Annotated in this window: 22 protein-coding genes and 1 pseudogene; 17 read left to right on the top strand and 6 right to left on the bottom strand. The window is 70.8% G+C overall.

Translation table 11 applies throughout. From position 1 onward, the window contains the following. The first annotated feature begins 310 nt into the window (after window positions 1-310). From RFN52_RS26355 to RFN52_RS26375, 5 genes are all read left to right on the top strand, one after another. Window positions 311-1,924, top strand: coding sequence for a peptide ABC transporter substrate-binding protein (locus RFN52_RS26355; protein WP_184849592.1), 1,614 nt, complete (start codon window positions 311-313; stop codon window positions 1,922-1,924). Between the two features lie 130 nt (window positions 1,925-2,054). Further along, window positions 2,055-2,984, top strand: coding sequence for an ABC transporter permease (locus tag RFN52_RS26360; protein WP_184849594.1), 930 nt, complete (start codon window positions 2,055-2,057; stop codon window positions 2,982-2,984). Then, complete coding sequence (locus tag RFN52_RS26365) at window positions 2,977-3,936, top strand: ABC transporter permease (RefSeq protein ID WP_184849596.1); 960 nt, start codon at window positions 2,977-2,979, stop codon at window positions 3,934-3,936. Before RFN52_RS26360 ends, RFN52_RS26365 begins: the two co-directional genes overlap by 8 nt. Before the next feature lie 11 nt (window positions 3,937-3,947). Beyond that, window positions 3,948-5,006 (top strand): ABC transporter ATP-binding protein, encoded by a 1,059-nt coding sequence (locus RFN52_RS26370; RefSeq protein ID WP_184849598.1) that lies wholly within the window; start codon window positions 3,948-3,950, stop codon window positions 5,004-5,006. Further along, window positions 4,999-6,147, top strand: a complete 1,149-nt coding sequence (locus tag RFN52_RS26375; RefSeq protein ID WP_184849599.1) for an ABC transporter ATP-binding protein — start codon at window positions 4,999-5,001, stop codon at window positions 6,145-6,147. The genes RFN52_RS26370 and RFN52_RS26375 overlap by 8 nt, the downstream gene beginning before the upstream one ends. A gap of 84 nt (window positions 6,148-6,231) precedes the next feature. On the opposite strand, the gene RFN52_RS26380 is transcribed toward RFN52_RS26375, so the two are convergent. Then, window positions 6,232-7,404, bottom strand: coding sequence for an epoxide hydrolase family protein (locus RFN52_RS26380; protein ID WP_184849601.1), 1,173 nt, complete (start codon window positions 7,402-7,404; stop codon window positions 6,232-6,234). An 82-nt stretch (window positions 7,405-7,486) separates the two neighbouring features. Between RFN52_RS26380 and RFN52_RS26385 the strand changes: the two genes are divergently transcribed. After that, window positions 7,487-8,062, top strand: a complete 576-nt coding sequence (locus tag RFN52_RS26385) for a CGNR zinc finger domain-containing protein (protein ID WP_184849604.1) — start codon at window positions 7,487-7,489, stop codon at window positions 8,060-8,062. A gap of 201 nt (window positions 8,063-8,263) precedes the next feature. On the opposite strand, the gene RFN52_RS26390 is transcribed toward RFN52_RS26385, so the two are convergent. Next, window positions 8,264-10,390, bottom strand: coding sequence for a S9 family peptidase (locus RFN52_RS26390; RefSeq protein ID WP_184849606.1), 2,127 nt, complete (start codon window positions 10,388-10,390; stop codon window positions 8,264-8,266). A 177-nt stretch (window positions 10,391-10,567) separates the two neighbouring features. On the opposite strand from RFN52_RS26390, the gene RFN52_RS26395 reads away from it, so the two are divergent. Next, window positions 10,568-10,762 (top strand): hypothetical protein, encoded by a 195-nt coding sequence (locus tag RFN52_RS26395; RefSeq protein WP_031103282.1) that lies wholly within the window; start codon window positions 10,568-10,570, stop codon window positions 10,760-10,762. 61 nt (window positions 10,763-10,823) lie between these two features. On the opposite strand, the gene RFN52_RS26400 is transcribed toward RFN52_RS26395, so the two are convergent. Together RFN52_RS26400 and RFN52_RS26405 are read right to left on the bottom strand one after the other, a co-directional pair. After that, complete coding sequence (locus RFN52_RS26400; RefSeq protein WP_184849608.1) at window positions 10,824-11,033, bottom strand: DUF397 domain-containing protein; 210 nt, start codon at window positions 11,031-11,033, stop codon at window positions 10,824-10,826. Continuing rightward, window positions 11,030-11,914: a helix-turn-helix domain-containing protein gene (locus tag RFN52_RS26405; protein ID WP_184849610.1), complete on the bottom strand. Its 885-nt coding sequence runs from the start codon at window positions 11,912-11,914 to the stop codon at window positions 11,030-11,032. Before RFN52_RS26405 ends, RFN52_RS26400 begins: the two co-directional genes overlap by 4 nt. Window positions 11,915-12,203: 289 nt before the next feature. Between RFN52_RS26405 and RFN52_RS26410 the strand changes: the two are divergent. From RFN52_RS26410 to RFN52_RS26445, 8 genes and pseudogenes are all read left to right on the top strand, one after another. Continuing rightward, a pseudogene (locus tag RFN52_RS26410) lies at window positions 12,204-12,554 on the top strand (helix-turn-helix domain-containing protein); the annotation flags it as partial. A 257-nt stretch (window positions 12,555-12,811) separates the two neighbouring features. Beyond that, the gene (gene mshB, locus RFN52_RS26415; protein WP_184849612.1) at window positions 12,812-13,669 is read left to right on the top strand and encodes an N-acetyl-1-D-myo-inositol-2-amino-2-deoxy-alpha-D-glucopyranoside deacetylase; all 858 of its coding nucleotides are present in this window, start codon (window positions 12,812-12,814) and stop codon (window positions 13,667-13,669) included. Next, complete coding sequence (locus tag RFN52_RS26420; RefSeq protein WP_184849614.1) at window positions 13,666-14,076, top strand: DUF6113 family protein; 411 nt, start codon at window positions 13,666-13,668, stop codon at window positions 14,074-14,076. Before mshB ends, RFN52_RS26420 begins: the two co-directional genes overlap by 4 nt. Window positions 14,077-14,270: 194 nt before the next feature. Beyond that, window positions 14,271-17,000 (top strand): hypothetical protein, encoded by a 2,730-nt coding sequence (locus RFN52_RS26425; protein WP_184849617.1) that lies wholly within the window; start codon window positions 14,271-14,273, stop codon window positions 16,998-17,000. Window positions 17,001-17,144: 144 nt separating this feature from the next. Then, window positions 17,145-18,056, top strand: a complete 912-nt coding sequence (locus RFN52_RS26430) for an ABC transporter ATP-binding protein (RefSeq protein WP_184849619.1) — start codon at window positions 17,145-17,147, stop codon at window positions 18,054-18,056. Beyond that, window positions 18,053-18,793 carry an ABC transporter permease gene (locus RFN52_RS26435; protein ID WP_184849621.1) on the top strand — a complete coding sequence of 247 codons (741 nt, stop codon included), beginning with the start codon at window positions 18,053-18,055 and terminating at the stop codon, window positions 18,791-18,793. Before RFN52_RS26430 ends, RFN52_RS26435 begins: the two co-directional genes overlap by 4 nt. After that, complete coding sequence (locus RFN52_RS26440) at window positions 18,790-19,956, top strand: histidine kinase (protein WP_184849623.1); 1,167 nt, start codon at window positions 18,790-18,792, stop codon at window positions 19,954-19,956. The genes RFN52_RS26435 and RFN52_RS26440 overlap by 4 nt, the downstream gene beginning before the upstream one ends. Beyond that, a complete protein-coding gene (locus RFN52_RS26445; RefSeq protein WP_184849625.1) occupies window positions 19,953-20,567 on the top strand; it encodes a response regulator transcription factor in 615 nt (204 codons plus the stop codon). The genes RFN52_RS26440 and RFN52_RS26445 overlap by 4 nt, the downstream gene beginning before the upstream one ends. 110 nt (window positions 20,568-20,677) lie before the next feature. Here RFN52_RS26445 and RFN52_RS26450 read toward each other — a convergent pair whose 3' ends face one another. Together RFN52_RS26450 and RFN52_RS26455 are read right to left on the bottom strand one after the other, a co-directional pair. Further along, window positions 20,678-21,529, bottom strand: coding sequence for a transglutaminase family protein (locus RFN52_RS26450; RefSeq protein ID WP_184849627.1), 852 nt, complete (start codon window positions 21,527-21,529; stop codon window positions 20,678-20,680). A gap of 30 nt (window positions 21,530-21,559) precedes the next feature. Then, window positions 21,560-22,576, bottom strand: a complete 1,017-nt coding sequence (locus RFN52_RS26455) for a GNAT family N-acetyltransferase (RefSeq protein ID WP_184849629.1) — start codon at window positions 22,574-22,576, stop codon at window positions 21,560-21,562. A gap of 140 nt (window positions 22,577-22,716) precedes the next feature. Here RFN52_RS26455 and fdxA point away from each other — a divergent pair, with 140 nt between their 5' ends. Together fdxA and RFN52_RS26465 are read left to right on the top strand one after the other, a co-directional pair. Further along, window positions 22,717-23,037: a ferredoxin gene (fdxA, locus tag RFN52_RS26460; RefSeq protein ID WP_003973842.1), complete on the top strand. Its 321-nt coding sequence runs from the start codon at window positions 22,717-22,719 to the stop codon at window positions 23,035-23,037. 121 nt (window positions 23,038-23,158) lie between these two features. After that, on the top strand, window positions 23,159-24,250 hold the full coding sequence (locus RFN52_RS26465; RefSeq protein WP_184849632.1) for a bifunctional succinyldiaminopimelate transaminase/glutamate-prephenate aminotransferase: 1,092 nt from the start codon (window positions 23,159-23,161) through the stop codon (window positions 24,248-24,250). The last annotated feature ends 50 nt before the right edge of the window (window positions 24,251-24,300 follow it).

Genomic DNA, 24,300 nt, shown 5'->3' on the forward strand with positions numbered 1-24,300 from the left:
CGGACAGTCTTTACCGATAGATGTGTAACAAGTCCGTTTCGCAGGGATCTCTCACCAAACCCTTTGTCCGGATTTTGGAAGATGTATACGCGAGCTGTGATCGAACCGAGACCTCGTGGGTGTGGTTCGGCCCTGGCGTTTGGCAGATAGTTAGGCGCGTAGAGCTCGGATGTACGGGTCACCCGCTGGCAGCGGCGCCGACTCACGAGCGCGGGGGCACCTGACGATTTCCGGCACCGGCGACGGGCGGTGGCGGTGGTCTGTCTGTGCTCCCTTCGCGGTGAACCAATGACTTCTTTAGGAGGAACCCATGCGCGGTGCCAAGAGCGCCAAGTGGGTCGCGGGGGCGATAGTTGTCGCCCTGGCCGCCACCGCCTGCGGCGGCAACGGTGATGGTGAGGGTAAGAGCAAGGGTTCCGGACCCGCCGGCTACGTCTCGATCGACGTCGGCGAGCCCCAGAAGCCGCTGATCCCGGCTGACACCAACGAGTCCAACGGCTCGTACGTCATCCAGTCCATCTTCACCCAGCTGCTGGACTTCGACTCCAAGGGCGACATCGTCTACACGAACGCGGAGTCGGTCACCACCGACGACTCCAAGACGTGGACGGTCAAGCTCAAGAAGGGCTGGAAGTTCCACAACGGCGAAGAAGTCACCTCCAAGTCGTACATCGACGCTTGGAACTGGTACGCCAACATCAAGAACAACCAGCAGAACTCCTTCTGGTTCCAGGACATCAAGGGCTACGACGATGTCCACCCGGAGAAGGGTGACCCGAAGGCCGAGGCCATGTCCGGTCTGAAGGCCGTGGACGACCACACCTTCACCATCGAGCTGAAGTACACGATGCCGTACTTCAACTACAAGCTCGGCTACACCACGTGGGCCCCGCTGCCCAAGGTCTTCTACGACGACCCGAAGGCCTTCGGCCAGAAGCCGGTCGGCAACGGTCCCTACACGTTCGAGAAGTGGGACCACAAGAAGCTCATCCAGGTCAAGGCCTGGGATGACTACCAGGGCCCGAACAAGGCGAAGAACAAGGGCGTCCAGTTCAAGGCCTACACGACGCTCGAGGCCGCCTACAAGGACGTCGTCTCCGGCAACCTGGACATGATCCGCCAGGTCGGCCCGACGGACCTGCCGAAGTACAAGCAGGACCTGGGTGACGGCGCCATCGAGCAGCCGTACGCGGCCCTCCAGTCGCTGACCCCGGCGTTCTACTCCAAGACCTTCAAGGACATCGACCCGAAGGTTCTCCAGGGTCTGTCGATGGCGGTCGACCGTGACACGATCACCAAGACGGTTCTGAACAACACCCGCACCCCGGCGAAGTCCTTCACGCCGCCCGGTGTCAAGGGCAACCAGAACCTGGACACCGACGTGTTCACGTACAACCCGGCGAAGGCCAAGAAGCTCATCCAGGAGGGTGGCGGCGTCCCGGGCAACAAGTTCACCATCCAGTACAACACCGACGGTGGCCACAAGGAGTGGGTGACCGCGGTCTGCGAGTCCATCCGCAAGGCCACCGGCGTCGACTGCACCGGCGACCCCAAGCCGGACTTCGCCACGGACCTCGAGGCCCGTGACAACGACCAGGTGAAGGGCATGTACCGCGGTGGCTGGGTCGCCGACTACCCGGTCAACGCCAACTTCATGAAGGAGCTGTACCACACCACCGCCGAGGCCAACAACGGTCGCTTCTCCAACAAGGAGATCGACGGGCTGATGAACAAGGCCGACAAGGCCAAGTCGCTCGACGAGTCGGTGAAGGCCTTCCAGGAGGTCGAGAAGAAGCTGGTCGACTTCATGCCGGCCATCCCGCTCTGGTACTACCGCATCAACGGCGGCCACGGTAAGAACGTCGACAACGTCAACGTCGACTTCCACGGTGACCTCGAAGTGTGGGCCGTCACCACCAAGTAAGAGGAGCCCTCCGGGCTCTTCCCACTCGGCCGTAAGCCCGCCGCCTTCAGGTGGCGGTGGGAGGTGCGTGGGGTCGTCTCGTCACCAGGAGACGGCCCCCCACCTGCGTTAACCCCTCACGGAGGCACCTATGGGGCGCTATGTCGCACGACGACTGCTCCAGATGATCCCGGTGTTCATCGGGTCAACTCTGCTTATCTTCTGCATGATGTACGCCCTGCCCGGCGATCCCGTCCGGGCGATGATGGGGGATCAGGCGTACGACCCGACGGTGGTCGCGAGCATCAAGAAGGACCTCGGCCTCGATCAGCCGCTCCTTCAGCAGTATGCGAACTACATGACCGGGCTGTTCCAGGGCGACTTCGGTACTCAGATCGCCAGCCAGCGGCCCATCGCGGACGTCATCGCCGACGCGTTCCCGGTGACGATCAGGCTGACGCTCTTCGCCTTCACCTTCGTCACGCTCGTGGGCATCGGCCTGGGTGTGGTCGCCGGACTGCGTCCCGACACGCTGCAGGACCGCGGGCTGCTGACGCTGACGCTGTTCCTGGTCTCGATGCCGTCCTTCGTGCTGGGATTCCTGCTGCAGTACCAGTTCGCGTTCAAGTGGCAGGTCACCACGCCCACCGTGACCGACTCGACGGACTTCTCCCAGCTCGCGCTTCCCGCCATCGTGCTGGCGTCGCTCTCACTCGCCTACGTCGCCCGGTTGACCCGCACGTCGATCGCGGAGAACCTGCGGTCCGACTACATGCGCACCGCCGTGGCCAAGGGGCTGCCGCGCCGCCGTGTCATCGGTGTCCACCTGATGCGCAACTCGCTGATCCCCGTGGTCACCTTCCTCGGCATCGAGATCGGCAGCCTGATGACCGGCGCCATCGTGACCGAGGGCATCTTCAACGTGCGGGGTATCGGCCTCGAGATCTACGACGCGCTCACCCGGCGCGAGGGTGCCACGGTCGTCGGAATCGCCTCGCTGATGGTGCTCATCTACCTCGCCGCCAGCCTGATCGTCGACCTGCTTTACGCGGTCCTGGACCCGAGGATCCGGTATGCCTGACAAGACCGTCGAGAAGGTCGAAGCCCTTCCCGGTGACACCGCGAGCACCGCGGGCGTCATCGTGACCGACGCCGGCCCGGCTCCCGAGAAGGCGCGCAGCCTGTGGTCCGACGCCTGGCACGACCTGCGGCGCAACCCGCTGTTCCTGGTGTCGGCCGTGCTGATCGTGTTCCTGCTGGTGATGTCGCTCTGGCCGGGACTGTTCACCAGCGCCTCGCCGCGCGACGCCGACCTGGCCAAGCACTACCTGGGGAAGCCGAACTGGGGCCACCTCTTCGCCCCGGACTGGCTCGGCTACGACGTCCAGGGCCGCTCGATCTACGCCCGTGTCGTCTACGGTGCCCGCGCCTCGATCACCGTCGGTGTGGGTGTCACCGTCGCCGTCACCGTGATCGGCACGGTCATCGGCATGATCGCCGGCTACTTCGGCGGCTGGACCGACACCCTGCTCTCGCGGATGACCGACATCTTCCTCGGCATCCCGTTCCTGCTCGGTGCCCTGGTGGTGCTCAACTCCTTCGAGGAGCGCACCGTCTGGGTCGTCATCATGGCCCTGGCCTTCCTCGGCTGGACCCAGATCGCCCGAGTCGCCCGCGGCGCCGTGATCACCATCAAGCAGGCGGACTACGTGGTGGCCGCCAAGGCACTCGGCGCCTCGACCTCCCGGATCCTGTTCCGGCACATCCTGCCCAACGCACTCGCGCCGATCATCGTCGTGGCGACCATCGCACTCGGCGGCTACATCGCGGCCGAGGCCACCCTGTCCTTCCTGGGCGTGGGTCTCGGCGACACGGCCGTGTCCTGGGGCGGCGACGTGGCCCGAGGACGTGAGCAGCTCCGTATCGCCCCGCACACGCTGATCATCCCCTCGGTGATGGTCTCGATCACGGTGCTCTCGTTCCTGATGTTCGGCGATGCGGTACGCAACGCCCTCGACCCCAAGCTGCGCTGAGGGAGGCGTACGTGACCATCATCGATGAAACGGCCGAGAGCCCCTCGGCAGACGGCTCGCAGGGCGCGGGCCGCCCGCTGCTCGAAGTCCGCGACCTGCACGTGGAGTTCCGCACCCGTGACGGCGTGGCCAAGGCCGTCAACGGCGTCAACTACTCCGTCGCCGCGGGTGAGACGCTCGCCGTCCTCGGCGAGTCCGGCTCCGGCAAGTCCGTCACCGCCCAGGCCATCATGGGCATCCTCGACATGCCGCCCGGCAGCATCCCCAAGGGAGAGATCCTCTTCCGCGGTCAGGACATGCTGAAGATGTCCGGCGAAGAGCGCCGGAAGATCCGCGGCAACAAGATCGCGATGATCTTCCAGGACGCGCTCTCCTCGCTGAACCCGGTGCTCTCGGTGGGCTACCAGCTCGGCGAGATGTTCCGTGTGCACCAGGGCATGTCCAAGAAGGACGCCAAGGCCAAGGCGATCGAGCTGATGGACCGGGTGAAGATCCCGGCCGCGAAGGAGCGCGTCGGGGACTACCCGCACCAGTTCTCCGGCGGTATGCGCCAGCGCATCATGATCGCCATGGCGCTCGCGCTGGAGCCGGACCTGATCATCGCCGACGAGCCGACCACGGCCCTCGACGTGACGGTCCAGGCCCAGGTGATGGACCTGCTCGCGGAGCTGCAGCGCGAGTACAACATGGGCCTGATCCTGATCACCCACGACCTCGGCGTCGTCGCCGACGTCGCGGACAAGATCGCGGTGATGTACGCCGGCCGGATCGTGGAGACCGCCCCGGTGCACGAGCTGTACAAGCGGCCCGCGCACCCCTACACCAAGGGTCTGCTGGAGTCGATCCCGCGCCTGGACCAGAAGGGCCAGGACCTGTACGCGATCAAGGGCCTGCCGCCCAACCTGACGCGTATCCCGTCCGGCTGCGCCTTCAACCCGCGGTGCCCGCAGGCGCAGGACATCTGCCGTACGGACATCCCGCCGCTGCACCCCGTCACCGAGCGGGACGGCGGCGAGCTGACCGGCCGCGGCAGCGCGTGCCACTTCTGGAAGGAGACGATCCATGGCTGAGCTGGACAAGAAGGACGAGTCCATGGACGCCACCCCCAACGTCACCGAGGTCGAGACGGTCGAGGCCGCGACCGAGGAGGCGGCGGTGGCCGCGCTCGACGCGCCGGTGGAGCGCGGTGAGCCGATCCTCCAGGTGCGCAACCTGGTCAAGCACTTCCCGCTGACCCAGGGCATCCTGTTCAAGCGTCAGATCGGCGCGGTCAAGGCCGTGGACGGGATCTCCTTCGACCTCTACCAGGGCGAGACGCTCGGCATCGTGGGCGAGTCCGGCTGTGGCAAGTCCACGGTCGCCAAGCTGCTGATGATGCTGGAGAAGGCGACCTCGGGCGAGATCTTCTACAAGGGCCAGGACATCACCAAGCTGTCCGGGCGGGCGCTGAAGGCGGTCCGCCGGAACATCCAGATGGTGTTCCAGGACCCGTACACCTCGCTCAACCCCCGTATGACGGTGGGCGACATCATCGGGGAGACCTTCGAGATCCACCCCGAGGTGGCGCCGAAGGGCGACCGCCGCCGCAAGGTCCAGGACCTTCTGGACGTCGTCGGCCTCAACCCCGAGTACATCAACCGCTACCCGCACCAGTTCTCGGGCGGTCAGCGCCAGCGCATCGGCATCGCCCGCGGCCTGGCCCTGAACCCCGAGATCATCATCTGCGACGAGCCGGTCTCCGCGCTGGACGTGTCCGTCCAGGCGCAGGTCATCAACCTGATGGAGAAGCTGCAGAACGAGTTCAACCTCTCGTACCTCTTCATCGCGCACGACCTGTCGATCGTCCGGCACATCTCGGACCGCGTGGGTGTGATGTACCTCGGCAAGATGGCCGAGATCGGCACGGACACGGAGATCTACGACCACCCGACGCACCCCTACACCCAGGCGCTGCTGTCGGCCGTCCCGGTCCCCGACCCGGAGTCCCGTGAGGGCCGCGAGCGGATCATCCTCACCGGCGACGTCCCGTCCCCGGCCAACCCGCCCTCGGGCTGCCGCTTCCGCACCCGCTGCTGGAAGGCCGAGGACAAGTGCGCCCAGGAGGTCCCGCTCCTGGCGGTCCCCGAGCGTTTCAAGGGCGAGGACACCCCGGCGGCCCACGAGTCCGCCTGCCACTTCGCGGAGGAGAAGGACGTGGTCCACGCGGCCTGATCCCCCGTCACAGGGCCGGTCTCCCCAAGCGCTTCGGCGCGGGGGCCGGCCCTTTCGGTATGGCGCCGCGGGGACGGGCGGCGTTCACCGGTGAGCGGCCAGCACGGCCGCGAGGCCTTCCCGCAGGTCCTCGACGAAGTACTCGGGGACCTCCAGCGACGGGAAGTGCCCCCCGCTCTGCGGTGACCTCCACCGGACGATCTGCCGGTACCGCTCCTGTGCCCAGGGGCGCGGGCACTTCTCGACGTCGCCGGGATACATGGTGACGGCCGACGGGACGTCGACCCGGAGTCCGGGATCGAGCGAGTTGTGGCTCTCGTAGTAGATGCGGGCCGCCGACGCACCGGTCCGCGTCAGCCAGTAGAGAGTGACGTCGTCCAGAACGCTGTCCCGGGAGATCGTCTCGAACGGGCTGTCCTGGGTGTCCGACCACTCGGCGAACTTGTCGAGGATCCACGCGAGGAGCCCCACCGGTGAGTCGACGAGCGAGTAGCCGATGGTCTGCGGCCGGGTCGCCTGCTGCTTCGCGTACGCCGCGTGGTGGCGCCAGAAAGTGCGGGTCTCCTCGGCCCATGTGCGTTCGAGCGGCGTCAGCCCGTCCGTCGTCAGACCGGGCGGTCCCTCCGCGAACGTGGTGTGGATGCCGAGAACGTGCTCCGGGAACCTGCCGCCGAGGACGGTGGTGATGTTCCCTCCCCAGTCGCCGCCGTGGGCCAGGAACCTGCTGTAGCCGAGCCGTCCCATCAGTTCCACCCAGGCGGCCGCGATCTTCTCGGTTCCCCAACCGGTGGCGGCCGGCTTGTCGCTGTAGCCGAAGCCCGGCAGGGACGGGGCCACGACGTGGAACGCCGGCGCGTCCGCGTCGTCCGGATCCGCCAGCTCCTCCACCACGTCGATGAACTCGGCGATGCTGCCCGGCCAGCCGTGGGTCAGGATCAGAGGGGTGGCGTCTGCCCGCGCGGACCGGCGGTGCAGGAAGTGAATGCCCAGATCATCGATGGTCGTGCGGAACTGGCCGACCCGGTCGAGGCGCTCCTCGAACGACCGCCAGTCGTACTCGGTGCGCCAATAGGTCACGACGTCGACGAGGTCGGCGAGCGGAACACCCTGATCCCACCGGCGGGGGCCGGGCGCGGCGCATGGGACCGTCTCGGGCTCCGGCAGCCGCGCCGCGGCCAGCCGCGCGCGCAGATCGTCGAGGTCGGCATCGGTCGCGTGGGCTTCGAATGCGTGCACGTCGCGGGTCGGGCGGGGCATGAGACCTCCTGGCCATCGCGGAACCGGCTAAGACGGTTCTAGCATCGCGTCATGGCGACGGGCAACCGGCTAAGGTGGTTCCATGCGTGCTGGATTCCCTGAGTTCCGCCTCGGCAGCGTGCTGGCCACCAGCTTCACGGCGACCCTGACGGAGCGTCAGGGCGACCCCGTGGAGCGCATTCCCGTGCCGCAGCGGCTCGTCGACTGGCTGGCGGTGAACGGCCTCGCCGTGGACTCCTGCACCACTGCCCAGCTCGAACGCGCCCGGGAGCTGAGGGAGTCGATCCACCTCGCCGCGACTGCGGCCGCGCTGAAGGAGCCCCTCCCTGGGCCCGCGGTCCAGGTCATCAACGACCGCAGCGCCGAGGGGCGGGCCGCCGCGATCCTGACGCCCGACGGTGAGCGGGAATGGCGGCTCAGCCCGAGTTCCTCCGTGGAGGATGCCCTCGGCGTGATCGCCGCCGACGCGATCGGCATCCTCGCGGGCGAACGGGACGGACGACTGGCCCTGTGCGCGTCACCGACCTGCCGCGCTGCCTTCTTCGATACCAGCCAGAGCCGCACCCGCAAATGGTGCGAGATGAACACATGTGGGAATCGGCAGAAGAAAGCACGCTTCAACGCCAGTCAGCGCAAACGTCCCAGACCGGAAGAGTGATCGTCACGCGCCGCGAAGCGGGCCCAAGGGGTCGCCGCATGCCTGACATAAGCTCACACATGTGCAGTAATCGCGTTAACGTGCAGGCAACTTGGCCGACCCGGTCCCGATATACGGACGCGTCAGGCTGTTCAGCGTACGGCCGTGCGGGTGCCGTAAACGGGCCGGGACGCCGGTAGGCGTCCCGGCCCGTTGCCGTGTTCAGGCGGTCGTCATGCCCAGGGAGCGCTTCAGGAAGTCGACCTGGAGCAGGAGCAGGTTCTCGGCGACCTGTTCCTGGGGGGTGATGTGGGTGACGCCGGACAGCGGCAGCACCTCGTGGGGGCGGCCGGCGGCCAGCAGGGCCGAGGACAGGCGCAGGGCGTGGGCGACCACCACGTTGTCGTCGGCGAGGCCGTGCACGATCATCAGGGGGCGGTGCGGCTCGGCGGGGGAGGAGAGCCCCTCGGCGGTCACCAGGGAGCTCTTGGCGTAGGACTCCGGGTGCTCCGCCGGCGTGCCCAGGTAGCGCTCCGTGTAGTGGGTGTCGTACAGGGCCCAGTCCGTCACCGGCGCGCCCGCGATGCCCGCGTGGAAGACGTCCGGGCGGCGCAGCACCGCCAGGCCCGCCAGCCAGCCGCCGTAGGACCAGCCGCGGATCGCCACCCGGGACAGGTCCAGGGGGTGGCGCTTCGCGAGGTCCTCCAGCGCCTCCACCTGGTCGTCCAGCGACAGTGTGAAGTCGTGGTGGACCGCCTTCTCCCAGGCGGGGGAGCGGCCCGGGGTGCCGCGGCCGTCCGCGACCACGACCGCGAAGCCCTGGTCCGCGAACCACTGGGACGTGAGGTGGGCGTTGTGGGAGGCGACCACCCGCTGACCGTGGGGGCCTCCGTAGGGGTCCATGAGTACCGGCAGGGGGGTGTCACCGTCGTAGTCCCGAGGCATAAGCACGGCGCACGGTACGCGGCGTGCGCCCCCCTCGGTGAGGGTCACGCGGGGGGACATACCAGGATCTTCCGCGTACGACGGGACAGTCCTGGTCGGTTTTCCGTCGCGCAGGACCTGAGCGCGCGAACCTGGCCGGTTCAGCGTCGCCGAGACCAGGACCGTCACGGCCCCGGCCCGCACCGCCGCGTGCACGCCCGGCTCCTGCGACACCCGCTCCACGCCCAGCTCGTTCACCCGGTACACGTGCACCTGGCCCGTCTCCGCCTCACCGGCGGCCTCCGCGCCCGCCGACGCCGAGATCAGCACGTCGTGCTCGGAGACGTCCAGCACGGCCCGGACGTGCAACTGCGCGCCGGTGAGCGGCCGGTCCCCGACCGCCAGCACGCGCGCACCGCCCTCGTCGGCGATCCGCACCAGCTGCCCGGACGGGCTCCAGCAGGGCACCCCGGGGAAAAGATCAAGCCATGTTCGATCTTCGTCGGCGTGCACCATCCGCGTCGCGCCGGAATCCGCGTCCACGGCCAGGATCAGCTGACTGCGCTGGTCGCGCGCCTGTACGAGCAGCAGGGGCGCGCCCGCCGCTGACCAGTGGACATGTGCCAGGTACGGAAAGCGCGCCCGGTCCCAGGCGACCTCCGTGCGCAGCCCGTCCAGGCCGACCACGAACAGCCGCACCTCCGCGTTGCCGGTGCCCGCCGCCGGGTACGGCACCCGCTGCGGCTCCCGCTCCGGATGCGCCGGGTCGGCGATCCACCACCGCTGCACCGGCGTGTCGTCCACCCGCGCCATGAGCAGCCGGTCCGACTCCGGAGCCCACCAGAAGCCCCGCGAACGCCCCATCTCCTCGGCCGCGATGAACTCGGCCAGTCCGTATGAGACATTCTCCGACTCCGGCTCTGCGAGCGCCCGGTCGCCCTCCCCCTCGGCGCCCACCACCCGCAGAGCGCCCCGCGCGACATAGGCGACATGCCGCCCGTCGGGCGACGGACGCGGGTCGATCACGGGCCCCGGAGCGGGCAGCTCACGTGCCGTCCCGGCCCGCAGCTCGGCCGCGAAAAGCCGCCCTGACAAGGCGAAAGAGGCCAACTCGACGGCCGAGTCGGTGGCGTACCCGACGATGCCGGCACCGCCCTCACGGCTGCGCTCGCGCCGCGCCCGTTCCTCGGGCGAGAGGTCCTCCGAGGCGCCGCCCAGCAGGGCGCGCGGGTCGGCGGCCACGCGCTCCCCACCGTCCTCCACGTCGAGGACCCAGAGCGAATTCGCCCGGTCCGTACCGGAACCGGAGCGCAGGAACACGACACGCGAACCGTCGGGCGCCACGGTGAACGAACGCGGCGCGCCGAGCGTGAAGCGCTGGGTACGGGCGTGCCGTCGGGGGAAGGAGTGAGGCTCGGTCGTCATGCCCTGACCATATTGGCCATGCGCCCCCTTGTGCGGCCGTGCGCCGATCGATGCGCACGGAGGGATAGTTATGATCAATGTCGCATAGTGGGTATGAACCTGCTGGCTGCTGTACGGATTTGCTGCCCCCATAGTCCGACCCCCCGCGCCCTCGTGGATCTTTGGAGGTGAACCGCCGTGGCACTCTCGATTTCGGCGGTGGTGCTGCTGGCGATCATCGTCTTCCTGCTCGTCAAGAAGTCGGGGCTGAAGGCGGGGCATGCGATCGTCTGCATGCTGCTCGGCTTCTACCTCGCCTCCTCGACCGTCGCTCCCACGATCAACGAGCTGACGACGAACATCGCGGGCATGATCGGCAGCATCAAGTTCTGAGCGTCGCGCCCGCAGGCCCGGACCGAGGGGCGATCCGGGCCTGAGCGGAGGCGTCGCCGGATCAGCTCCCGACCGCGTACGGCACGAAGCCGGCCCACGCGGCGGGTTCGAAGGCCAGCCGGGGGCCGTCAGCGTTCTTGGAGTCACGGACGTGGACGGTGCCGGGTTCTGTGGCGACCTCGACGCAGGAGTCGCCTTCACTGCCGCTGCTGTAGCTGCTCTTGAACCACGCCAGTCCGGAGGTGTCTCCGGACGAGGTCTTGCGGATCATGTCTCCCCCAGCAGTTGTTCGATGAAGGCAGTCGACTCCGGTGGTGTGAGCGCCTGAGCCCGGATGATGCCATAGCGGAGTTCCAGGATACGGAGCTGCCGCAGGTCGGACACCGGTCGTCCGTTGGTCACTGCTGGTGATCGCCCGATCGCTGACCCGTCCTCGAACTTGAGCACCTCGATGCTGCCGTCCACGCCGGCATGGGCTTCCCGTTCGATCGGCATCACCTGAAGCTCGACGTTGCGCAACTGGGCTGCTTCAAGCAGATGTTCGAGTTGACCGCGCAGGACTGCTCGTCCCCCCAGGGGTCGCCGAAGTGTCCACTCCTCCAGGACGAAGCTGAGGTCGGGTGCCGGGTCTCGCTCGAAGATCGCCTTGCGCGCTACGCGTGCTGCGATGAACCGCTCCACCTCCTCCGCCGAGTAGGCGGGACGTCGCATGGTCAACAGGGCGCGAGCGCACTCCGGAGTCTGCAACAGGCCATGGACGTTCAGCGGATCGTAGAGCTGAAGCTCCACCGCCCGCGCCTCCATCTGCGCCAGATCCCGGACCTTCTTCGGGTACCGGACCCTCTTCACGTCCTCCTTCATCGCCGAGATGAGGCCAGCGGCGTCCAGCACCCCGTCCGCCGTGTCCAGATATTCGGGCCGGGGGATCCGCTTGCCGCCCTCGATCTTGTAGACGAGGTCCTCGCCGTAACCGATCGCCACCGCGAACTCCCCGACCCGCATCCCCGCAGCCTCACGGCGGAGCCTCAACTGCCTGCCCACCGTGGTCACTACGGCGAGCGCCCAGTCGTCGTCCGGGTCCACCTCCCAGCCCGGCTCGTCGGCCTGCTCCGTCTCGGTCCTGACCCGCACCGCCTCGCCGTTCACCGACATGCGCGCCCCTCCGTAGTGCCGCGTCGTACCGTCGCGCCCTGCCCGTGGGAGCCGCGTCGACAGTCCGGACAGCACCGGACAAGCCTGGGGCGGTAGCTCTACGTAGCAGGGCGATCGCACATCACGGTAAGACCGGTCGGCCACGCCGAGTGACGCGAATCAGGAAACAGCCCAGACCAGGCCCCAACACTGGGCTTCACGCCACCGGAACCCGCACCCTCGCGCTCCGGTGCCGTCGACGGCTGAAAGACAAAGAACTCCGGGAGAAAACACCCCGCCAAGCCCCACCCTCGCGGACCTCCGCCGCCACGATCCCTGCCTGCTCCTCTCCGCCGCCGACGCGGCCCATCTGGCCCCCGGTGTCGCCGCCTGGCTGGAACGGGACGTCAGCCCCGCCGCCGTACGCCGCGCCCTGACCACCGGCCTGCCGCCCGAGGGCGTACGACGGCCCGCCGCCTTCCTGGCCCACCGTCTCGCCGCCCAGCTTCCGCCCCCGGCCCCGTTCGGGGCACCGGCAGTCGACCCGCCGTCACCGGTACGGCACCCGATGCAGAACTGCGACGGCTGCGACCGCGGGTTCCGCGCTGTCCGTCCCGGCCGCTGCCGCGACTGCCGCTCCGGCCTCCAGGAGGCTGCCTAGCATGAACATGACGATCCTTGCCTGAGCACGGCCGACGAGGAGCGAGCGCCATGACCATCGCATCCTGGGCGAGGACGTCACCATCGGTGAGTGGGCCATCTCCACTAGCGGCCTGCCGCGCTACCAGGACGACGGCGCGGAAGAGGCGGATCAGTGAAGGGCGTGATCCGGTATCCGAGAGGGCTGCTTCGGTCACCTCCGGCGTCGAGTGCCTGGGCACGGGTGAACAGCGGTCCGGTGCCTCATAGGGTGGCCCCATGACGGAACTGCCCTCCCGGCGTCTGCTGCTGGTGCACGCGCACCCGGACGACGAGTCGATCAACAACGGCGCGACCATGGCCAGGTACGCGGCCGAGGGTGCCCACGTCACCCTGGTCACGTGCACCCTCGGTGAACGCGGCGAGGTCATCCCGCCCGAGCTCGCGCACCTGTCGGGCCCCGCCCTGGGTCAGCACCGCCGCCGTGAGCTCGCCGACGCCATGGCCGAGCTCGGCGTCCACGACGTCCGCCTGCTCGGCGGCGCCGGGCGCTACAGCGACTCCGGGATGATGGGCCTGCCCGACAACGACGACCCCGCCTGCTTCTGGCAGGCCGACGTCGACGAGGCCGCCGCGCACCTCGTCGAGGTGATCCGCGAGGTACGCCCCCAGGTCCTCGTCACCTACGACGACGACGGCGGCTACGGCCACCCCGACCACATCCAGGCCCACCGCGTCGCGATGCGCGCCGTGGAACGGTCCGCCGACGCCGGCCTGCCGATCCCCAAGGTCTACTGGAACCGGGTCCCCCGGCCGGTTGTGGAGGAGTCCTTCGCGCGGCTCCGGGAAGACCTGCCCGGCACTCCCTTCACCAAGGCCGCCGAGGTCGACGACGTCCCGGGTGTCGTGCCCGAGGAGCGGATCACCACCGAGATCGACGGCACCGCCCACGCCGGGGCCAAGGCCGCCGCGATGCGTGCCCACGCCACCCAGATCACGGTGGCCGGGCCGTACTTCGTGCTCTCCAACGAACTCGCCCAGCCCATCCTCACGACTGAGTACTACGAGCTGGTGCGAGGCGAGAAGGTCGGCGAGCGGGAGACGGACCTGTTCGCCGGTGTCGAGGAGGCCTCATGAGCGACCGGACGTCGATCCTCGCCCAGCCGATGCGGCCGCCCACGGCCGCACGCGCTGCCGCCTGCCTCGGGTTCTTCGTGCTAGGCGCCGTGGTCGGCGTGGCCGGGGCGCTGGTACAGCCAGGGTGGTTCCCGGGCGGGCTGCTGCTCGCCCTGGCGGGTGAGGCCGGAGCCGTCCTGGGCGCCACCCGCGTCCTCGGCGGCCGGGCCGGGGGCGTCGCGGTCGCCGCGGGCTGGATGCTCTCCGTCGTCCTGCTCACCGCCAGCCGCACCGAGGGCGACTTCCTCTTCGCCGCCGGGAGCGGCTCCTATCTCTTCCTGCTCGGAGGCATCGCCGCGGCTGTGATCTGCGCCACCCTCGCCCCCGGGCGGCAACCGGACCGCGATCCCGTCCGACTTGCCAAGTGACGTACCACTTCGCCAGGACGTGGCCGTGGGGGTCCGGTGTGGGTTTCCAAGGCGGTCACGGGATACGGGCGAGAAGTGGCCAGTATGGTGGTGCGCGCCGCCGAGCCTCCCCCAAGCGCTCGACTTCGCTCGTGCAGGGGGGACCCCCATCGTGAGGTCGTGACGGGCGGCGGAGCCAACCGGGAGAACCTGCCTTGAGTCGTGAAACTGACACTCCGTCCTCCGGGCCCAACGGGCGCGGTGGAGCCGCCTACCCGTCGGGTACGCCGCCGTACGGGACCCCGACGGTCTCCGACGCCGGTACGGACGCGGGCCGTTCCGCCACGCGGCCGGAGGAACGCAAGACCGAGACCACGCTGACGACCCGGATCCGGATCAACATCCCCGGGTCGCGGCCGATTCCGCCCGTGGTGGTGCGCAAGCCCGTCGCGGAGGCGGAGAGCCCGGCCGACACCGACACGCGCGGTGACGAGCCGACGGCGCCGGGCGCCGGCCCGTCCGCGGGCACGGTCGAGTCTCCCGCCGATCCGGCACAGCCGGGCGACGACAAGCCGGCCAGCGACTGGTTCGCGCCGCGCAAGTCCGGCGGAGGCAAGGGCGGTCCGGGCAGCGGCTCCACCAACGGTGCCGGACTGCCGGGCGGTTCGGCTCCGGCGGCGGGCGGCTCCGGCGCGGGCGGCCCCGCTGCCGGGACGCCGGGTTCCGGTGCCGGTGCGTCCGGCGGGCCCCGGCCGGGGGCCGGGCGGCCCGGAGGCGTGGTCGGCTCCATGGGCGCGCCGGGCGGCTCCCGGTCCGGCGGCACGAACGGTGCCGGGCTCCCGGGCGGTGCGACCGGCGGTCCCGTCGCGCCCGGGCACGGCGGCGGCACCGGCTCCTTCGACGTCACCGAGGCCCTGGCGGCGGGCCCGCTGGGCAACGGCTCGCGTCCCGCCCCGGGCGGCGGCGAACCGCGCCGTGACGACCTGCCGTACTTCTCCGAGAACGGACAGGGCGGCTACGACGGCCAGAGCGGCGGCCCGAGCGCTGCGGGCGCCTTCGGCGAGCCGGGCGCGCCCGGTGCGCAGAGCGGCCCGGCCGGCCCGACCGGCGGACCGGTCACCGGCGACGGCCCGATGGTGCCCCCGGCCGGCTTCGACGCACCCGGCGGCCAGGGCGGCCCTGGCGCCCCCGGCGGCTTCGGCAACGAGCCGGGCGGACTCGGCGGCCAAACCGGTCAGGGTGCCTTCAACGCACCCGGCGGCCCTGGCGGGCCCGGAGGACCCGGCACCCCCGGCGGACCCAACGGCTACGGCGGCCCGGGCCGGCCCGGCGCCCCTGAGGCCTTCAACGACCCCGGCCGCTCCGGCGCGCCCGGCGGCCCTGGCGGGCCCGGCGGACCCGGCACCCCTGGTGGCCCCGGCACCCCTGCCGGCCCCGGCGGCTTCGGAGACCCGGGTCGGCCCGGGGCCCCTGAGGCCTTCAGCGACCCCAGCCGCTCCGGCGGTCCTGGCGGGCCCGGCGGCTCCGGCGCCCCCGGCGGACCGGGCGGCTTCGGAGACCCGGGCCGCCCCGGCGCCCCCGACGCCTTCAACAACCCCGGCCGCCCGGGAGGCCCCGGCGCACCCGCCGGACCCGGAGCCATAGGCGGCGGCCCCGGCGGCCCCGGGGGTACCCTTGGCGGCCCCACGCGTCCGGGCACCCAGGGCGGCACCCCCGCTCCCGGCGCCGCAGGCCCCGGCCCCGGCCCCGGCATGAGCGACGACACCGCCATCCTCACCCCGCAGAAGCCGGCCCCCGAACCGACGGACGGCCAGGGCTACGGCCCCCGGCACGACAACGTCTCCGGGCACACGGTCACCAGCGGCATCCCCGTCGTGCCGTCCGGCGCGGCCTCGCCGTTCGGCCCGGGTGCGCCCGGTGACGGCCCGGCGCCGCACACGGCCCCGAAGCTGCCCGAGCCGGTCTCCCCGCCCCCGGCGAGTTCCTCCAAGGCGCCGAAGAAGAAGGGCCGCAGCAAGCTCGTGCTGCTCGCGGTCGCCGTGGTCGTGGCCGCCGGTGGCGTCTACGGCGCCGGTCTCCTGATGAACCGCACCGACGTGCCCAAGGGCACCACCGTGCTCGGCGTCGACATCGGCGGCACCACCCGCGACGGCGCGGTCAGGAAGCTCGACGAGGCCTTCGACGACCGCCTCGGCAAGGAGATGAAGCTGTCGGTGGGCGGCAAGACCGTCGCCCTCGACCCGGACAACGCGGGCCTGCAGTTCGACATGGACGCCACGGCCGACGCGGCGGCCAAGAGCGACTACAACCCGGTCTCCGTGATCGCCTCACTCTTCGGCAACCACCGCGCCGTCACGCCGGTCATGCCCGTCGACGAGGAGAAGCTGCACGCCTCCCTGGAGGACGCGGCGGGCGGTGCCGGCGCGTCGGCCGACGGCACGATCGAGTTCAAGGGCGGCAAGGCCGTCCCCGTGTACGGCAAGGTGGGCAAGGGCATCGACCTCGCCAAGGCGACGACCACGGTCGAGGAGGCCTTCCGCACGCAGGTGGAGACCGGCACGGCCGCCACGGTGAACCTCCCGACCACCACCCGGCAGCCGACGGTCTCGAACGCCGAGGTCGACCGGATGCTCAAGGAGTTCGCGCAGCCCGCGATGTCCGACCTCGTCACCATCCGCACCGACGCGGCGCACAGCATCGACTTCGGCAAGGTCTCCCTGCCGAAGATCCTCAGCTTCAAGGCCGTCGACGGCAAGCTCGTGGACACCTACAACCTCAAGGCTCTCCAGGAGGCGTACGGCCAGACCTTCGAGGGCGTGCAGATCGAGGGCGCCAGCGGCAAGCGGGACGTCCTTCCGCAGGACGTCGTCACGGCGCTGCGCAAGGCCCTGCGCGGCAAGACGCCCGCGGAGCGCGTCGGAGTCATCGACACCAAGCCGAACTGACCTCCGGTCACCCGCCGTACGAGAGCCCCCGCCCGATCAGGGCCGGGGGCTCTCGTCGTCACCCCGCACACATGACAACCGTCATGCGGCACTCCGGACGCCCGACACTGCCCCCGCCGGCACCCCCGGAGCCACGATGGCCGTATGACAACGACAGCCCCGGTGGTCGCGTTCGACCAGGTGAGCAAGGCATACGACGCCGTCCGGGCCGTGGACGGACTGACCCTCGGTCTCAGCCCCGGTCAGACCGTGGCCCTGCTCGGCCCCAACGGCGCCGGCAAGTCCACCACCCTCGATCTGCTGCTCGGCCTCAAGAGGCCCGACAGCGGCACGGTCCGGCTCTTCGGCACCAGCCCCCGGGACGCCATCGTCGCCGGGCGCGTGGGCGCCATGCTGCAGAGCGGCGGCCTCATGGACGAGGTCACCGTCGCCGAACTGGTGCGGCTCGCCTGCGACCTGCACCCGAAGCCGTACCGGCCCTCCGAGGTCCTGGCGCGCGCGGGCGTCGCGCAGATCGCCGACCGCAAGGTCGACAAGCTCTCCGGCGGCCAGGCCCAGCGCGTCCGCTTCGCCCTGGCCACCGCGGGCGACAGCGACCTCATCGTGCTGGACGAGCCCACCACCGGCATGGACGTCACCACCCGCCAGGCCTTCTGGGCCACCATGCGCGAACAGGCCGACCAAGGCCGGACCGTGCTCTTCGCCACCCACTACCTCGAAGAGGCCGACGCCGTCGCCGACCGGGTCCTCGTGCTGTACCGCGGCCGGCTCCTCGCCGACGGCACGGCCGCCGAGATCAAGGCCAAGGCGGGCGCCCGCCGGGTCTCCTTCGAAGTGGCGGGCGCCATCGACGAACCCGCCCTGCGCGCCCTGCCGTTCCTGACCGGGATCGACATCTCCGGCCGGACCGTGCGCATCCAGTCCTCCGACGCCGACGCGACCGTCCACGCCCTGTACGGCCTCGGCGTCCACCCCCGCAACCTCGAAGTCGCCGGGCTCGGCCTGGAGCAGGCCTTCGTCGCCATCACCACCGCCGAGGAGGCGAAGTCCCGGTGAACACGCTGATCAGACTGGAACTCACCCGCGCCCTGCGCAACCGCAAGTTCCTGTTCTTCTCCGTGATCTACCCGTCGGTGCTGTTCCTGCTCATCGCGGGCAACGCCGACAGCAGCTCGAAGGTCCCCGGCACCGGCCTGACCGTCCCGACCTACATGATGGTCTCCATGGCGTCGTTCGGCGCCCTCACGGCCGTCCTCATGGGCAACAGCGAGCGCATCGCCAAGGAGCGCGAGGGCGGCTGGGTGCGGCAGCTGCGCCCGACCACGCTGCCGGGCCGCGGCTACGTCCTCGCCAAGACCGCGAGCGCCGCCGTCGTCAGCCTGCCGTCCATCGTCATCGTCTTCGCCGTCGCGGCGGCCGTGAAGGATGTCCGCCTGGACGCCTGGCAGTGGCTCGCCCTCACCGGCGCGATCTGGGCCGGCAGCCTCGTCTTCGCCGCGCTCGGTGTCGCCATCGGCTACCTGGCCACCGGTGACGCGGTCCGCCCGATCACGATGATCACCTACTTCGGCCTGTCCATGCTGGGCGGCCTGTGGATGCCCACGACGAGCTTCCCCGGCTGGCTCCAGGACATCGCCAAGTGGCTGCCCACGCACGCGTACGCTGCCCTCGGGCGGGCCATCGAGCAGAGCCGCGCCCCGCACGTCCAGGACCTCGCCGTCCTCGTGGTGTCGTTCGTCCTGTTCGCGGGCGGCGCGGCCTGGCTGTACCGGAAGGACACCCTGAAGGCGTGAGCGGCGTCGGGTTCGGCATGGGGCAGCGCCCGGTGAACCGCCGGCAGCGGGCGGTGAAGTCGCTGTGGACCGGCATCTGGCTGGTCTACCTGAGCGCACCCGTCACCGACCTGCTGCACGGCGGCCACAGCACGGGCGTGACGATCCTCGGCTGGACCGGCCTGGCCGCGTTCGTCACCTGGTACATGCTGCTGGTCTTCCGCACCGGCCGGGGTGAGCGCAACACCCTGGTGCTCGCCTCGCTCGGGGTCCTCGCGGCCCAGTCCACGCTCCTCGCCCTCACCCTGGGCCGCGAGTGGCTGGTGCTGTTCGTGTACGTCTCCATCGCCTCCGGGGCGGCCCTGCCCCTGCGCATGGCCCGCTGGACGATCCCGGCCGCGTGCGCGCTGTTGACCGCCGTGGCGCTCGCGACGCACGACGGGATGTCCTACCTGGCCGGCCTCCTCATCCCGGCCCTGCTCGGCGGCTTCGCGATGACCGGCGTACGCGAACTCGTGCGGACGACCATCGCGCTGCGCGAGGCCCGCGCCACCGTCGCCCAGCTGGCCGCCAACGAGGAGCGCCTGCGGCTGGCCCGGGACCTGCACGACCTGCTCGGCCACTCCCTGTCCCTGATCACCCTCAAGAGCGAGCTGGCCGGCCGGATGCTGCCCGGCCGGCCCGACGAGGCGGCCCAGCAGGTCGCCGACATCGAGCAGGTCAGCCGCCAGGCCCTCGTCGACGTACGCGAGGCCGTCACCGGCTACCGCCGCCCCCGCCTGCACGCCGAGCTCGCCGGTGCGCGGGTCGCCCTGGCCGCGGCCGGCGTCACCGCCGAACTGCCCGCCGAACCCGGCCTCGACGGCGTGCCCGAGGAGAGCGAGTCCGCCCTCGCCTGGGCGCTGCGCGAGGCGGTCACCAACGTCGTACGGCACAGCGGTGCCCGCCGCTGCACGGTCGAGCTGCTGTGCCGCCAGACCCTCGACGGCCCGGTGCTGGAACTCACCGTCGAGGACAACGGCTCGGGCGGCCCGGGCAGCGGCCACGGAAACGGCCTCGCGGGCCTCACCGAACGCCTCACCAAGGCCGGCGGCACCCTGGAGGCGGGCCCGCTCAAGCCCGGCTTCCGCCTGGTCGCCCGCGTGCCGACGGCCGGACCGGCGGACGTAGGATCCCCGGCATGAGCCGCACGATCAAGGTCCTTCTCGCCGAGGACCAGTCGATGGTCCGCGAGGCCCTGGCCGCCCTGCTCGGCCTGGAGGCGGACATCGAGGTCGTCGTCCAGGTGGCCCGCGGCGACGAGGTCCTGCGAGCGGCCCGCGAACACGCTGTCGACGTGGCCCTCCTGGACATCGAGATGCCCGGCCTGACGGGCATCGAGGCCGCGGCCCGGCTGCACGCCGAACTCCCGGCCGTGAAGCTGGTCATCCTCACCACCTTCGGCCGCCCCGGCTACCTGCGCAGCGCCATGGAGTCCGGCGCCGACGCCTTCCTGGTCAAGGACGCCCCCGCCGCCCAGCTCGCCGAGGCGATCCGCAAGGTCCTCACCGGCGAACGCGTCATCGACCCGACCCTCGCGGCAGCGGCCCTGGCGGAAGGCGCCAACCCGCTGACGGACCGGGAGCGCGAGGTCCTCCGGGCCGCCGCCGACGGCTCCACCAACGCCGAACTGGCCACCTCCCTGCACCTCTCCCAGGGCACGGTCCGCAACTACCTCAGCACGGCAATCCAGAAGCTGGCGGTGAGAAACCGCGCGGAGGCGGTCCGAGCAGCACGAGAAAAGGGCTGGTTGTAAAGCTTTCAGGGGCGCGGGGAAGTATCGATCTGCGGCTCCGCCGCGCGGGCGCGACGAGCCACGACGCACCCGCACCCGCGATCCCACACGTGCCGCCACGGCGAGGGGCGTCAGTTGAGCATCGCCCTGGCCGCGTGAGCCTCCCCCCGCACCCGCTCCGCGGCCCCCTCGTCCACCGCCGAGACAACCTCCGCATAGGCCTCCAGCTCCACGGCCCCGGCCACGAACTCCCCCCGCTGCACCAGCAACTGCGCCCGCTCGTACCGCAACCGCGCCGGATGCGACGGCAGCAGCAACGACAACTCGACCGCCCACAGCGCCACGTCCGACCGCTCCGGCCGGGCCGCCGCCCACGCCCGCACGTTGTTCAGGATCCGCAGCACCACATCCAGGGGATCCGCCGGCCGCAGCATGGACGGATCGATCCCCGACCCCGTCGCCCCGGCCACCAGCAACTCCGCGTCCGCCCCCGTCAGCACCCGCCCGCCGTCGAACGGGTCCGCGAGCACCTGCCCCTCGTCGGGCCCGAACCCGACCACGAAGTGCCCCGGCAGGGCCACGCCGTACACCGGGGCTCCGGCCCGCCGGGCCACCTCCAGCCACACCACCGACAGCAGGATCGGCAGCCCCCTGCGCCGCACCAGCACCTCGTGCAGCAGCGAGGACTCCAGGCGCTGGTAGTCGCCGGGGGTGCCGTGGAACCCCATCCGCTCACCGAGCAGCTCGCGCAGGGCCACCGCCCACGCCCGCGGCCCCCCGGGCCGGAACGGCAGCAGCCCGGCCAGCCGGTCCAGCTCGACCTGCGCGGCGTCCAGGCCCGCCTCGTCCAGCTCCCGGTCCGCCTCCGCGCCCACCAGCAGGCACAGCGTCGACAGATCGGGCCGCTCGGACCGGGCCTCTTCGGCGAACCGCCGCCGCAGCTCGGCGGACCGTTCGGGGGACGGGGGGTACGGGGGACGCATATCTGGCTCGTGCCCTCTCACGACGATCGGTTACCGGCCGGTGCCGTGGGCGTCCGGGGCCCGGTAGTGGTGGTAGGCGTGATGCGCGGCGAAGCCCATCCCGGCGTACAGCGCCCGCGCTCCCGCGTTGTCGGCCTCGACCTGGAGCCACGCGGCCGACGCGCCCTCGTCGAGCGCCTGCCGGGCCAGCGCGGCCATCACGGCCGTGCCGAGCCCCTGCCGCCGCAGCGCCGGGTCGACCTCGACGGCGGCGAACCCGGCCCACCGCCCGTCGACGACACACCGCCCGATGGCGGCCGGAGGCGCCCCCTCGGCCACCCCGGGCACGGTCGCGAACCACACCGACGGCCCGCCCCGGAGCACCCGCAGCGCCACCTCACTCACGCCCTTGCGCTGATACCGGGCCAGCCACCCCTCTCCGGCCTCCCGGGACAGCACGACCCCCGTCGGATCACCCCGGTCGGCGACCGGCGCCAGCGGCCCGATCCACAGCTCGGCGGTCACCTCCCGCACCCAGCCCCGCTGCTCCAGCTCGGCGCAGAGCAGCTCCTGCGTGCCCTCGGCACCCGTCGCTGTCTGGACGTAGGCGGGCAGTCCGCGCTCGCCGTACCACCGCCGCACGGCCTCCAGGGCCTCGTCCAGCGGCACGCCCGGCGCGCCCAGCGGCAGCACCGAGTTGGCCCGCCGTGTGAACCCGGACGCGGCCCGCAGCTCCCACGCGCCGAGCCGCTCGCTCTCCACGGGCAGCCAGGCCCGCGCGGCGACCCGGGCCAGCTCCTCGTAGGAGGCGGCCGGACCGCGGCGACGCGCCGGTGCGGAGGGCACGGCCTTGCCCGCGACCAGCGCGGATTCCGCGATACGGACGCTCTCGCCGCTCTTGCGTGTGATCAGCAGCACACCGTTGTCCCATGATGTGAGAACACCGACCGTATCGGTGAACTTCTCACCCGGGGCACCATGTTCGATCAAGCTCCGGACGGAGACCCGTTTGCCCACGTCAGCAGTGGTGATGCGGACCTCAAGGCGCCCGGCGGCAGAGATTTCCACAGGTCAGTTCACCCCTCCTGTTCGGATCATGCCCAGGAACGGAGATACTAGGGGCGGGCATCGACGACGCCGCGCTCCCGCGCGCCAGGCGGCGGAGCCTGAGGAGGCCCGCCAGCGCCCTATCGAGGAGGAACGACAGCGTGACCTACGTCATCGCGCAGCCTTGTGTCGACGTCAAGGACAAGGCGTGCATCGAGGAGTGCCCGGTCGACTGCATCTACGAGGGCCAGCGGTCCTTGTACATCCACCCGGACGAATGCGTCGACTGTGGTGCCTGTGAGCCGGTCTGCCCGGTCGAGGCGATCTTCTACGAGGACGACACTCCCGAGGAGTGGAAGGACTACTACAAGGCGAACGTCGAGTTCTTCGACGAGCTCGGTTCGCCCGGCGGAGCCAGCAAGCTGGGGCTGATCGAGCGCGACCACCCCTTCGTCGCCGCGCTGCCGCCGCAGAACCAGTAAGAGCGGCCCGCACTCCGTGCCGCCTCGGTCCCGTACGGCCCGATCACCCCGTTGATCGCCGTACGGGGCCGAGGCGTTTGCCGTAACCGGCTCGTACGTACGAGAAAGTGAGCCAGAACCCGTGTCCGCAGTCTCCGACCGCCTCCCCACCTTCCCCTGGGACAAGCTGACCCCGTACAAGGCCACGGCCGCCGCCCATCCGGACGGCATCGTCGACCTGTCCGTCGGCACCCCGGTCGACCCGGTACCCGAGCTGATCCAGAAAGCGCTGGTGGCCGCGGCCGACTCGCCGGGCTATCCGACGGTGTGGGGCACGCCCGAGCTGCGCGACGCGATCACCGGCTGGGTCGAGCGCCGCCTCGGCGCCCGGGAGGTCACCCACCGTCACGTGCTGCCGATCGTCGGCTCCAAGGAGCTCGTCGCCTGGCTCCCCACCCAGCTGGGCCTCGGCCCCGGCGACCGGGTGGCCTACCCGCGCCTGGCCTACCCGACGTACGAGGTGGGTGCCCGCCTGGCACGCGCCGACCACGAGGCCTACGACGACCCGACGCAGCTGGATCCCGAGGGCCTGAAGCTCCTCTGGCTGAACTCCCCGTCGAACCCCACGGGCAAGGTCCTCTCCAAGGAGGAGCTGACCCGGATCGTCTCCTGGGCCCGCTCGCACGGCATCCTGCTCTTCTCCGACGAGTGCTACCTGGAGCTGGGCTGGGAGGCCGACCCGGTCTCGGTGCTGCACCCGGACGTCAACGGCGGCTCGTACGACGGCATCGTCGCCGTCCACTCCCTCTCCAAGCGCTCGAACCTCGCCGGCTACCGCGCGGCCTTCCTGGCCGGTGACCCGGCGGTCCTCGGCCCGCTCCTGGAGATCCGCAAGCACGGCGGCATGATGACGTCGGCTCCGACGCAGGCTGCGGTGATCGCGGCCCTCGGCGACGACGACCACGTCCGCGTCCAGCGCGAGCGCTACGCGTCCCGCCGCGAGCTGCTGCGCGAGGCCCTGGTCACCCACGGCTTCCGCATCGAGCACAGCGAGGCCAGCCTCTACCTGTGGGCCACCAGGGGCGAATCCTGCTGGGACACGGTCGACCACCTCGCCAAGCGCGGCATCCTCGTGGCCCCCGGTGACTTCTACGGCCCGGCGGGCGCGCAGTTCGTGCGCGTGGCGCTGACGGCCACGGACGAGAGGGTGGCGGCGGCCGTACAGCGGCTGTGACCGCGGCCGAGCACACCGAAGGGGTCCGGGGAAGCTCCCCGGACCCCTTC

It is taken from the genome of Streptomyces collinus, from assembly GCF_031348265.1.
Taxonomy (GTDB): domain Bacteria; phylum Actinomycetota; class Actinomycetes; order Streptomycetales; family Streptomycetaceae; genus Streptomyces; species Streptomyces collinus.